Genomic DNA, 11756 nt, shown 5'->3' with positions numbered 1-11756 from the left:
CCCCAGCATAACGCGATGGGGTCGCGGCAGATTATTAAATGCCAGAGCGACAGAGCGGGCTATCTGTTGCACGTATTCACTTCCTCATTAATCTCCTTTCAGGCAGCTCGCATACTGGTTGGCTAATTGGTTCAAAAACGCTGAATAGCTTGTTTTACCCAGTTTGATATTCGTTCCGAGCGGATCCAACGTTCCCATTCGAACGGATGTCCCTCTCGCGACGGCTTCAACGACCGCTGGCCTGAACTGTGGCTCAGCAAAAACGCAGGTTGCTTTTTGCTCAACCAACTGTGTTCTTATTTCATGTAAACGCTGCGCACCAGGTTGAATCTCAGGGTTCACGGTAAAGTGACCAAGCGGTGTTAGTCCGTAGTGTTTTTCGTAGTAGCCATAGGCGTCATGAAAAACGAAATAACCTTTTCCCTTGAGCGGTGCGAGCTCGTTACCTACCTGCTTATCGGTTGCGGCTAATTGTGCCTCAAAATCCTTCAGGTTGGCGTCAAGTTTGGCTCGACTTTGCGGCATAAGTTCCACTAATTTTTCATGGATTGCAACCGCTGAGGCCCGCGCTATCTCTGGGGAAAGCCAAAGATGCATGTTGTAATCGCCATGATGGTGATGCTGGTTACGGCGTTAACGATTGGCGTGGCGATGAAGTTTGTCGGGGCGCTGATTATCACCTCACTGCTTATCATCCCTGCGGCGACCGCCCGTCGCTTTGCCCGTACGCCGGAGCAGATGGCAGGGGTTGCCGTTGGAGTGGGAATGATAGCGGTTACAGGCGGGCTGACCTTCTCGGCCTTCTATGACACCCCGGCAGGTCCTTCCGTGGTGCTGTGCGCCGCGCTGCTGTTTATTTTCAGCATGATGAAAAAGCAAGCGAGCTAAGCATGCGTTGCCCGGTGGCGCTGCGCTTACCGGGCCTACAAAATCGCCCAGGCCTGATGAGCGTCGCGACATCAGGCATTAAGGCATCTGTGGCGGTGTAATGCCAAAATGGTTCCAGGCGCGCACGGTTGCCATACGTCCACGCGGCGTACGTTGTAGAAAACCTTGCTGAATCAGATACGGCTCCAGCACGTCCTCAATGGTTTCACGCTCTTCCCCAATCGCCGCTGCCAGGTTATCCAGTCCTACCGGTCCGCCAAAGAATTTATCGATAACCGCCAGCAGCAGCTTACGGTCCATATAATCGAATCCTTCCGCATCCACATTGAGCATATCCAGCGCCTGGGCGGCAATATCAGCCGAAATCGTGCCGTCATGCTTCACTTCAGCGAAATCGCGTACCCGGCGTAATAAACGGTTGGCGATACGCGGCGTACCGCGGGCGCGGCGTGCCACTTCCAGCGCGCCTTCATCGCTCATTTCCAGGCCCATAAAACGCGCACTGCGTCCTACAATGTGCTGCAGGTCAGCCACCTGATAGAATTCCAGGCGCTGCACAATACCAAAACGGTCACGCAGCGGAGAGGTTAACGACCCGGCGCGCGTCGTCGCCCCGATTAGCGTGAACGGCGGCAGATCGATCTTAATCGAACGGGCAGCCGGTCCTTCACCAATCATGATATCCAGCTGATAATCTTCCATCGCCGGATACAGCACCTCTTCCACCACCGGTGACAGACGATGAATTTCATCGATAAACAGCACATCGTGGGGTTCAAGGTTGGTAAGCATTGCCGCCAGATCACCCGCTTTTTCCAGTACCGGACCAGACGTGGTGCGCAGATTAACGCCCATTTCATTGGCGACAATATTGGCAAGCGTAGTTTTACCAAGACCAGGAGGACCGAAAATCAGCAGGTGATCGAGAGCATCACCGCGCAGCTTCGCCGCCTGGATAAAAATCTCCATTTGCGAACGAACCTGAGGCTGGCCAATATACTCTTCCAGCAATTTTGGGCGAATCGCACGATCCACCAGATCTTCAGGGGTAGTGCTGACAGCCGAAATCAGGCGATCTGCTTCAATCATCCGTTACCTCACAATGCCGCGCGAAGCGCTTCACGAATCAGGGTTTCACTGCTGGCATCAGGGCGGGCAATTTTGCTCACCATGCGGCTGGCTTCCTGTGGTTTATAGCCCAACGCCACCAGCGCAGCAACCGCTTCCTGCTCGGCGTCGTCCGTTGTCGGGCTTGCCGGAGACGTCAGGACCAGATCCGCTGCAGGTGTAAAGAGATCACCATGCAAACCTTTAAAGCGGTCTTTCATTTCTACAATCAGGCGTTCTGCGGTTTTCTTACCAATACCCGGTAATTTCACCAGCGCGCCCAGCTCTTCGCGCTCTACGGCATTAACGAACTGCTGAGCAGACATACCGGAGAGGATCGCCAGCGCCAGCTTCGGCCCCACGCCATTGGTTTTGATTAACTCTTTAAACAGCGTGCGCTCTTGCTTGTTGTTAAAGCCATACAATAGCTGAGCATCTTCTCGCACCACAAAATGGGTGAAAATAATCGCTTCTTGCCCGGCTTCCGGCAACTCGTAGAAACAGGTCATCGGCATATGCACTTCATAGCCTACCCCGCCCGTTTCCAGAAGGACCAGCGGGGGTTGTTTTTCAATAATGATGCCTCTGAGTCTGCCTATCACGTGACGCTCCTGCGTTAAGGGCTAAAAGGTAATGCGCTATCATAAAAAAAGGCTGGATAGATATCCAGCCTCATTTGTCACTAACGTAACCGACCTCGCGCCAAATTCAGCCTCGACTCGCTCATTTGCATGGCGTTCTGACTGACATGGCAGTGGGTAATGGCAATCGCCAGCGCATCCGCGGCATCCGCTTGCGGATTCGCCGGGAGTTTTAGCAGCGTGCGTACCATATGCTGGACCTGGCTTTTTTCCGCGCTACCGATCCCCACCACGGTCTGTTTTACCTGGCGGGCCGCGTATTCAAAGACCGGTAGATCCTGATTAGTCGCCGCAACGATTGCCACGCCGCGAGCCTGTCCCAGCTTTAGCGCCGAGTCGGCGTTCTTCGCCATAAAAACCTGCTCAATGGCAAAATAGTCCGGCTGAAACTGGGTGATGATTTCCGTCACGCCCGCGTAAATCAACTTCAGACGTGACGGGAGATCGTCGACTTTGGTGCGAATGCAGCCGCTGCCGAGGTAGGTCAGCTGCCTGCCGACCTGACGAATAACGCCATAACCGGTGATGCGAGACCCCGGGTCAATGCCGAGAATAATAGACATCACGCATCTCCTGTTATTTTATGGCTTAACCACATCATTCTAAGGTGGCAGCAACCTCATCGGAGATTTCACCGTTGTGGTAAACTTCCTGCACGTCGTCGCAGTCTTCCAGCATATCGATCAGACGCATCAGCTTCGGCGCCGTTTCTGCATCCATATCCGCTTTGGTGGATGGGATCATAGACACTTCAGCTGCGTCCGCTTTCAGACCAGCCGCTTCCAGCGCGTCACGCACTTTGCCCATCTCTTCCCACGCGGTGTAAACGTCAATTGCGCCGTCGTCGAAGGTCACAACGTCTTCAGCACCTGCTTCCAGCGCCGCTTCCATGATGGCGTCTTCGTCGCCCTGTTCAAAGGAGATAACGCCTTTTTTGCTGAACAGATAAGCCACGGAACCGTCGGTACCGAGGTTACCACCCGTTTTCGTGAACGCATGACGCACTTCCGCAACGGTACGGTTACGGTTGTCAGACAGACATTCAATCATAACGGCTGTACCGCCAGGACCGTAACCTTCATAGATGATGGTTTCCATGTTGGAATCTTCATCACCACCCACACCGCGCGCGATTGCACGGTTCAGGGTGTCACGGGTCATGTTGTTAGCCAGCGCTTTATCAACCGCTGCACGCAGACGCGGGTTAGCATCCGGATCGCCGCCGCCCAGTTTAGCCGCAGTCACCAGCTCACGAATTATTTTGGTGAAAATTTTACCGCGTTTAGCATCCTGCGCTGCTTTACGGTGTCTGGTGTTGGCCCATTTACTATGACCTGCCATAAATAATATCTCCAAAAAGCGCGCCTTTTCAGGCGACGTTAATTACAAACTCTTCAATCGCCTGCCGGTTACTCCACGACTTGGTTAATTGGGCGGCTTCAACCGCATTAACCCAACGATAGGTCAGATGTTCGGTGAACACGATCTCTCGTTCTGAGGGAAGTGCCAGGCAAAACCAGGATTCAGTATTACGTTCAATTCCCGGTGCATAGCGATGACGTAAATGGCTAAAAATCTCAAACTCCACCGTGCGCTGACAGTCAATTAAGGTCAGTTGCTCAGATGCAACATCAATGGCGACCTCTTCCTTTACTTCGCGCATAGCGGCTTGCGACGCGGTTTCACCTTCTTCAAGGCTGCCGGTGACCGACTGCCAGAAATCAGGATCGTCGCGTCGCTGTAACATCAGCACTCTCCCGGTGTCCTTTGCATAAATCACGACTAACACCGAGACAGGCTGTTTATATGTCATATCAGTTATTCTCGGCCTTCTTAACAACCTGAATGCTCAGTTCCGCCAGCGCAACTGCGTTGGCAAAGCTTGGCGCTTCAGTCATCAGACACGCTGCAGCCGTGGTTTTCGGGAAAGCAATAACGTCACGAATGTTGTCAGTACCGGTCAACAGCATAGTCAGACGGTCCAGACCAAACGCCAGGCCAGCATGCGGCGGTGTACCATATTTTAGCGCATCCAGCAGGAAGCCGAATTTCTCACGCTGTTCTTGCTCATTAATGCCCAGAATACCGAATACGGTTTGCTGCATGTCGCCGTTGTGAATACGCACGGAACCGCCGCCTACTTCGTAGCCGTTGATGACCATATCGTACGCGTTAGCAACCGCGTCTTCCGGCGCAGCTTTCAGCTCAGCGGCCGTCATATCTTTCGGCGCGGTGAACGGGTGGTGCATTGCGGTCAGTCCGCCTTCACCATCGTCTTCGAACATTGGGAAGTCGATAACCCACAGCGGCGCCCATTTGGCTTCGTCGGTGATGTTCAGGTCTTTACCCAGTTTCAGACGCAGCGCGCCCATCGCGTCGGCAACCACTTTCTTGTTGTCGGCACCGAAGAAAATCATGTCGCCGTCTTGCGCACCGGTACGTGCCAGAATCGCTTCCACAATTTCTGCGTTCAGGAACTTAGCAACTGGGCTGGTAATACCTTCCAGACCTTTCGCACGTTCGGTGACTTTGATGTAAGCCAGGCCTTTCGCGCCGTAAATCTTGATAAAGTTACCGTAATCATCGATCTGCTTACGGCTCAGTGCAGCACCACCCGGTACACGCAGAGCAGCTACGCGGCCTTTCGCATCGTTTGCCGGACCAGAGAACACTGCGAACTCAACGTCTTTCACCAGATCGGCAACGTCAACCAGCTCCATCGGGTTACGCAGGTCTGGTTTATCGGAACCGTAACGACGCTCAGCTTCGGCAAAGGTCATGATCGGGAAATCACCCAGATCGACACCTTTCACTTCCAGCCACAGATTACGCACCAGCGCTTCCATCACTTCACGCACCTGCGGTGCGGTCATGAAGGAAGTCTCAACGTCGATCTGGGTAAATTCAGGCTGACGGTCAGCACGTAAGTCTTCATCACGGAAGCATTTAACGATCTGATAGTAGCGGTCAAAGCCAGACATCATCAGCAGTTGTTTAAACAACTGAGGTGATTGCGGCAGCGCGTAGAATTTACCTTTATGTACGCGAGAAGGTACCAGGTAATCGCGCGCGCCTTCCGGCGTCGCTTTGGTCAGCATCGGTGTTTCGATGTCGAGGAAGCCGTGGTCGTCCATAAAACGACGCACCAGACTGGTGATTTTGGCACGCGTTTTCAGGCGCTGCGCCATTTCAGGGCGACGCAGATCTAAATAGCGATACTTCAGTCGCGCTTCTTCGGTGTTGACGTGGTTAGAGTCCAACGGCAGCGAGTCTGAACGGTTGATGATGGTCAGATCGGAGGCCAGTACTTCAATTTCGCCCGTCGCCATATCGGCGTTGACGTTTTTCGCGTCACGCGCACGCACGGTGCCCGTAACCTGGATGCAGAACTCATTACGCAGTTCGGAGGCCAGCTTTAACGCGTCCGCACGGTCCGGATCGAAAAATACCTGCACGATACCTTCGCGGTCGCGCATATCGATAAAGATCAGGCTACCAAGATCACGACGACGGTTGACCCAACCACACAGAGTCACCTGCTGCCCCTCGTGGGACAGACGTAGCTGTCCGCAATATTCTGTACGCATGAGATATCCCTTAACTTTGCCGCAGGCGGATTGTCACCTGTCTCGCAGATGACGAAGTCGCAGCTTTAGCTGAATGTCACAACTGAATGAAAAAAGGCGGCTATTATACTGGAAATTCTGCCGCACGATAAGAGCCTACTGGGATAGACTCTCAGTCCGGTACTGACTGTACGCCTGTTTCCTGGACGGGCATTGCGTAATCTCACAAAAAATAACAAAAATTGTCGCCCCTTTCACACTGATTCGCGATTAAGGTGTAACGGAATTCTTTTATTACTGGAGTGACCATGCTGGAATTGAACGCTAAAACAACCGCCCTTGTCGTAATTGATTTACAGGAAGGGATCCTGCCTTTCGCTGGCGGCCCTCATACGGCACATGATGTGGTTACCCGCGCCGCGCAGTTGGCGGAAAAATTCCGTGCCCACGGTTCCCCGGTGGTAATGGTGCGCGTCGGCTGGTCTGACGATTACGCCGAAGCGCTGAAACAACCCGTAGATGCTCAGACTCCGGCAAAAGCGTTACCTGAAAACTGGTGGCATTACCCGGCTTCTCTGGGGAAATGCGCCAGCGATATCGAAGTGACTAAACGCCAGTGGGGAGCCTTCTATGGTACCGATCTGGAATTGCAGCTGCGTCGTCGGGGTATTGATACCATCATCCTGTGCGGCATCTCGACGAACATTGGCGTTGAGTCGACGGCGCGAAATGCGTGGGAGCTGGGTTTCAGTCTTATCATTGCAGAGGATGCCTGTAGCGCCGCCAGTGCTGAGCAACACCAGGGCAGCATGACCCACATTTTCCCGCGCATTGCGCGCGTTCGCAGCGTGGAGGAGATTCTGCAAGCGCTATGATTTATATCGGTTTACCCCAGTGGTCGCATCCAAAATGGGTGCGTCTGGGGATCACCAGCCTTGAAGAGTATGCCCGCCACTTTAACTGCGTGGAGGGCAATACCACGCTGTATGCGCTGCCTAAATCCGATATTGTTGCCCGCTGGCAGGCACAGACCACCGATGCGTTTCGATTTTGTTTTAAATTTCCGGCGACCATTTCGCATCAGGCTGCGCTGCGTAATTGTGATGACCTGGTACAGGAATTTTTTACGCGCATGTCGCCGCTGGAATCGCGCATTGGACAATACTGGCTGCAATTACCTGCGACTTTTAGCCCACGCGATCTGCCTGCCCTGTGGCAGTTTCTCGATACGCTCCCGAAATCCTTTACCTACGGTGTGGAAGTTCGCCATCCAGACTTTTTTGCCAAAGGCGAAGCCGAGCAGCTATTTAATCGCGGTTTACACGAGCGTGGAGTAAACCGGGTGATTCTGGACAGCCGCCCGGTGCATGCCGCAATCCCGCATACTGAAGCAATACGTGACGCCCAGCGCAAGAAACCGAAGGTTCCGGTGCATGCGGTAGTGACGGCAAACCATCCGATGGTACGCTTTATCGGTAGCGATAATATGGCACAAAACAGCGATCTTTTTGCCGTCTGGCTGACCAAGCTGTCGCTATGGCAACGCACCACGACGCCGTATCTGTTTTTGCATACGCCGGACATCGCGCAGGCCCCGGAGCTTGTTGATACGCTATGGGCAGATTTACGCAGCGCCCTGCCAGAGATCGGATCAGCACCATCTATTCCACAGCAATCTTCTCTTTTCTGAAAATGCCACCTATCATAGTCAGTGCCAGCAGCCATTTTAAAAGGGAGTTTGTATGGTAAGCGCGCTTTATGCCGTATTGGGTGCGTTATTGTTAATAAAGTTCTCCTTTGACGTCGTTCGCCTGCGCATGCAATACCGCGTTGCCTATGGCGACGGAGGTTTTAGCGAACTGCAAAGCGCTATCCGCATTCACGGTAATGCGGTGGAATATATTCCCGTCGCGTTAGTGCTGCTGTTATTTATGGAAATGAACGGCGCAGAGACGTGGATGGTGCATATTTGCGGGCTGATGTTGATTGCCGGACGACTGATGCATTATTACGGATTCCACCACCGACTCTTCCGCTGGCGCCGTTCAGGCATGAGCGCAACCTGGTGTTCGCTGTTGCTAATGGTGCTGGCGAATCTTTGGTATATGCCCTGGGAGTTGGTTTTCTCCCTGCATTAGCGCACAATACGCCACTTTATTTTTCCCGGATTTTTACGTTATGTCTCACCGCGACACGCTTTTTTCTGCGCCTATCGCCAGTCTGGGTGACTGGACCTTTGATGAACGGGTAGCTGAAGTCTTCCCGGATATGATCCAGCGTTCCGTTCCTGGCTATTCCAATATCATTTCTATGATTGGCATGCTGGCCGAACGTTTCGTACAACCCAACACGCAGGTCTACGATCTGGGCTGTTCTCTGGGCGCGGCGACGCTCTCGGTGCGTCGCAATATTCATCACGAGAATTGCAAAATTATTGCCGTCGATAACTCCCCGGCGATGGTTGAGCGCTGCCGTCGTCATATTGACGCCTATAAGGCACCGACCCCGGTTGAGGTTGTCGAAGGCGATATTCGCAACATTACTATCGAAAACGCCTCGATGGTGGTGCTGAATTTTACCCTGCAATTCCTTGAGCCACCTGAGCGCCAGGCATTGTTGGATAAGATTTATCAAGGGTTGAATCCTGGCGGCGCGCTGGTGCTGTCTGAAAAATTCAGTTTCGAAGACGCTAACGTTGGCGAGCTGCTGTTCAACATGCACCACGACTTCAAACGGGCCAATGGCTACAGCGAACTGGAAATTAGTCAGAAACGCAGCATGCTGGAAAACGTGATGCTGACCGACTCAGTAGAAACGCACAAAGCGCGACTGCATCAGGCCGGCTTTGAGCACAGCGAATTGTGGTTCCAGTGCTTCAACTTTGGCTCTCTGGTGGCGTTGAAAGCTGAGGTTAGCGCATGATTGATTTTGGTAACTTTTATCAGTTGATTGCCAAAAATCATCTGTCCCATTGGCTGGAAACGCTTCCGGCGCAAATCGCTGCCTGGCAGCGCGATCAGCATGGTTTATTTAAACAATGGTCAAACGCCGTCGAGTTTCTGCCCGAGCTGACGCCGCATCGTCTGGACTTACTGCACAGCGTTACCGCAGAAAGTAAAGAACCGCTCAGCGAAGGCCAGCTTAAACGTATCGACACCCTGATGCGTAACCTGATGCCATGGCGTAAAGGACCGTACTCGCTGTACGGCGTCAACATCGATACCGAATGGCGTTCCGACTGGAAGTGGGATCGCGTTCTGCCGCACTTGTCTGATCTCACCGGCCGTACCATTCTTGATGTTGGCTGTGGCAGTGGTTATCACATGTGGCGCATGATTGGCGCTGGAGCGCATCTGGCGGTTGGGATCGATCCTACGCAACTGTTTCTGTGCCAGTTTGAGGCGGTACGTAAACTGCTGGGCAATGACCAGCGTGCTCACCTGCTGCCGCTGGGTATTGAGCAACTTCCAGCGCTAAACGCCTTTGACACCGTGTTCTCCATGGGCGTGCTTTATCACCGCCGATCGCCGCTGGAACATCTGTGGCAGTTGAAGGATCAGTTGGTTAAAGATGGCGAGCTGGTGCTGGAAACGCTGGTCGTCGAAGGTGATGAAAATACCGTTCTGGTGCCGGGCGATCGCTACGCGCAAATGCGTAACGTCTACTTTATTCCATCTGCGTTGGCGCTAAAAAACTGGCTGGAAAAATGCGGTTTTGTTGATGTGCGCATCGCCGATGTCTGCGTCACCACCACCGAAGAGCAACGCCGCACCGAGTGGATGGTAACCGAGTCGCTAGCCGACTTCCTCGACCCTAACGACCACAGCAAAACGGTGGAAGGCTACCCCGCCCCATTACGTGCGGTATTGATTGCGCGTAAGCCGTAATAGATTTGTCGAATGACCGTTACGTATAGCGCCGTTTCTCCAAAATAGTTCAAGTTGCAGCAAGGCGGCAACGCAGCAAATCCCCGGGAGCGTAGATAACTACGTGACCGGGGGGCGCGAGGCGGCCAACGCTGCTGCGGCTTGAAATATGAAGGAGAAAAAAAGGCCCCTGTTGAAATTGCAGGGGCCTGGTACGAGCAAGCATCATATTGGGCGACATGATGCAACGGTAAAATCAGCTGGCCTGATGGTGTGCAATGATTGCTTTCATTTCAGCAACCGCCGTCCCGTCTACCGCATAGCGCGAATACTCATCCGCCTGTGCATCCGAAGACATCGACAACCCCGAATTGCGATAACGCATTGGTGAAGCCAGCCATACTCCGGCAGAACTGTGGACTTCCTGCACTCCAGCATCAAGGAACAGGGACAAATTCGAGGCGCGAACCCCCGCTCCGGCCATAATGATTGGAGCACCGGGCTGCGCAATAAGTTCCATTATTTTTGTTAAACCTTGCGCCGCATCTGATTTTTGCCCTGAAGTGAGTACTCTGGTAATGCCCAAATCAGCTAATTTTTTAAGCGCATTGAGTGGGTTAGCACACATATCAAAGGCCCGATGAAAAGTGACTTGCAGCGAACCGGCGGCAATCATTATTTTCTCCATGCGCGGCATATCGACATTGCCATCCACATCTAAAATGCCGGTCACCAGCCCTGAGAATCCCAGTTCCCTGACCATCGCAATATCATCCAACATTGCCGCGAATTCACTTTCGGTGTAGCAAAAGTCGCCTCCACGTGGGCGAATAATGGGATTGACGGGAATCGAAATGTGCTGGCGAACGGAACGCAAGACGCCCAGTGACGGCGTTAAGCCCCCTTCTTTGGGTGCCGAGCATAGTTCAATACGATCCGCGCCGTTTTGCTGCGCCGTGCGTGCGCACTCCATGCTGTAACAGCAGATTTCCAGTATAGCCATGCTCACTCCTGACGTTCGCTTGCCACAATGGTTTCAATCGACCACGGATGGAATTTTATCGTCACGCTACCATCGCTAACCGCCAGCGTCGGATTCGGTAAACGCTCACGCTCCCCTTTTGGCGAGCTGGTTTTCACAAAAATGCCCGGTTGACTCAGACCGTGATCGGAAAGCAGCGCCAGCGCTCGCGCATTCAGCGTTTCCGGCTCTCCCGGCAGAACAATTTCAATATGTTCCCAGCCTTCATGTGGGTAGCGTTTTTCGCCCGGCCACGGCAGTTCGACGATGGAAAATTGCCAATGTTGCACACAAACCGGCTCATGCAGTTTAAAAAGACAAATAGGTCTGCCGTTGATAATGTTTTCTGACAACAATTCACCGCACTGTTCAAACCCACGACGCCAGCGCTCTGCGGTGGTATTTTGATGGCAACGCAAGGAAATGTGATCGGCTTCCAGGCCTGTGATATCCAGCTCAAGACGGGTAGAAAGTTCCGTTAATGCCTGCGTGAAATGCGGTAAATCTGCAGAAATATCCTGTAGTTCTGCAACGGTTTGCCAGTTCGCCATATTAAAAGCTCATATCCATGTTCAAAGTCGCTAATTTACTCTGTTGCGCTGCGCCATCCAACCGCTGTTTTCTCCGAACACATCATGAATAAATTTACGCCATTGCATTGTTTATA

At 52.9% G+C, this 11756-nt stretch carries 14 protein-coding genes and 2 pseudogenes; 6 read left to right on the top strand and 10 right to left on the bottom strand.

Translation table 11 applies throughout. The features are described 5' to 3' along the window. Positions 1 to 72, bottom strand: a 72-nt coding sequence (locus FDW94_RS23895) for a hypothetical protein (RefSeq protein WP_249358318.1), incomplete at its 3' end; no start/stop codon positions are given. A gap of 15 nt (positions 73 to 87) precedes the next feature. Next, a pseudogene (gene znuA, locus FDW94_RS05470) lies at positions 88 to 627 on the bottom strand (zinc ABC transporter substrate-binding protein ZnuA); the annotation flags it as partial. On the opposite strand from znuA, the pseudogene FDW94_RS05465 reads away from it, so the two are divergent. Next, positions 610 to 888 (top strand): annotated as a pseudogene (locus FDW94_RS05465) (metal ABC transporter permease); the annotation flags it as partial. The pseudogenes znuA and FDW94_RS05465 sit on opposite strands and share 18 nt — an antisense overlap. Before the next feature lie 78 nt (positions 889 to 966). Here FDW94_RS05465 and ruvB read toward each other — a convergent pair. The 6 genes from ruvB to aspS form a co-directional block, all read right to left on the bottom strand. Continuing rightward, on the bottom strand, positions 967 to 1977 hold the full coding sequence (gene ruvB / locus FDW94_RS05460; RefSeq protein WP_003034872.1) for a Holliday junction branch migration DNA helicase RuvB: 1011 nt from the start codon (positions 1975 to 1977) through the stop codon (positions 967 to 969). 8 nt (positions 1978 to 1985) lie between these two features. After that, positions 1986 to 2597 carry a Holliday junction branch migration protein RuvA gene (gene ruvA, locus FDW94_RS05455; protein WP_003034869.1) on the bottom strand — a complete coding sequence of 204 codons (612 nt, stop codon included), beginning with the start codon at positions 2595 to 2597 and terminating at the stop codon, positions 1986 to 1988. 80 nt (positions 2598 to 2677) lie between these two features. Next, the gene (gene ruvC / locus FDW94_RS05450) at positions 2678 to 3199 is read right to left on the bottom strand and encodes a crossover junction endodeoxyribonuclease RuvC (RefSeq protein ID WP_003034867.1); all 522 of its coding nucleotides are present in this window, start codon (positions 3197 to 3199) and stop codon (positions 2678 to 2680) included. 34 nt (positions 3200 to 3233) lie between these two features. Next, entirely contained in the window at positions 3234 to 3977 is a 744-nt protein-coding gene (locus tag FDW94_RS05445) for a YebC/PmpR family DNA-binding transcriptional regulator (protein WP_003833836.1), read from the bottom strand. 28 nt (positions 3978 to 4005) lie between these two features. Then, positions 4006 to 4449, bottom strand: a complete 444-nt coding sequence (gene nudB / locus FDW94_RS05440) for a dihydroneopterin triphosphate diphosphatase (RefSeq protein WP_003034863.1) — start codon at positions 4447 to 4449, stop codon at positions 4006 to 4008. Position 4450: 1 nt separating this feature from the next. Continuing rightward, entirely contained in the window at positions 4451 to 6223 is a 1773-nt protein-coding gene (gene aspS, locus FDW94_RS05435; RefSeq protein ID WP_137377256.1) for an aspartate--tRNA ligase, read from the bottom strand. 287 nt (positions 6224 to 6510) lie between these two features. On the opposite strand from aspS, the gene FDW94_RS05430 reads away from it, so the two are divergent. Genes FDW94_RS05430 through cmoB form a run of 5 tightly spaced genes read left to right on the top strand, consistent with a single transcriptional unit; the run spans position 6511 to position 10089 of the window. Beyond that, on the top strand, positions 6511 to 7077 hold the full coding sequence (locus tag FDW94_RS05430) for a hydrolase (RefSeq protein ID WP_137377255.1): 567 nt from the start codon (positions 6511 to 6513) through the stop codon (positions 7075 to 7077). Then, entirely contained in the window at positions 7074 to 7892 is an 819-nt protein-coding gene (locus FDW94_RS05425) for a DUF72 domain-containing protein (RefSeq protein WP_100272270.1), read from the top strand. The genes FDW94_RS05430 and FDW94_RS05425 overlap by 4 nt, the downstream gene beginning before the upstream one ends. A 52-nt stretch (positions 7893 to 7944) precedes the next feature. Further along, a complete protein-coding gene (locus tag FDW94_RS05420; protein WP_003833847.1) occupies positions 7945 to 8340 on the top strand; it encodes an MAPEG family protein in 396 nt (131 codons plus the stop codon). Positions 8341 to 8380: 40 nt separating this feature from the next. Beyond that, on the top strand, positions 8381 to 9124 hold the full coding sequence (cmoA, locus tag FDW94_RS05415) for a carboxy-S-adenosyl-L-methionine synthase CmoA (protein ID WP_003034686.1): 744 nt from the start codon (positions 8381 to 8383) through the stop codon (positions 9122 to 9124). Next, positions 9121 to 10089: a tRNA 5-methoxyuridine(34)/uridine 5-oxyacetic acid(34) synthase CmoB gene (gene cmoB / locus FDW94_RS05410; RefSeq protein WP_003833851.1), complete on the top strand. Its 969-nt coding sequence runs from the start codon at positions 9121 to 9123 to the stop codon at positions 10087 to 10089. The genes cmoA and cmoB overlap by 4 nt, the downstream gene beginning before the upstream one ends. Positions 10090 to 10324: 235 nt before the next feature. Here the strand turns inward: cmoB and cutC are convergent, their stop codons facing one another. Both cutC and FDW94_RS05400 read right to left on the bottom strand, forming a co-directional pair. Further along, positions 10325 to 11071, bottom strand: a complete 747-nt coding sequence (gene cutC / locus FDW94_RS05405) for a copper homeostasis protein CutC (protein ID WP_137377254.1) — start codon at positions 11069 to 11071, stop codon at positions 10325 to 10327. Positions 11072 to 11073: 2 nt separating this feature from the next. Next, entirely contained in the window at positions 11074 to 11640 is a 567-nt protein-coding gene (locus FDW94_RS05400; protein WP_137377253.1) for a VOC family protein, read from the bottom strand. Positions 11641 to 11756: the final 116 nt, after the last annotated feature.

This window comes from Citrobacter sp. wls757 (genome assembly GCF_005280935.1).
GTDB lineage: Bacteria > Pseudomonadota > Gammaproteobacteria > Enterobacterales > Enterobacteriaceae > Citrobacter > Citrobacter portucalensis.
The sequence above is the reverse complement of the archived record's forward strand: the minus strand, read 5'-3'. Positions and strand labels throughout refer to the sequence as shown.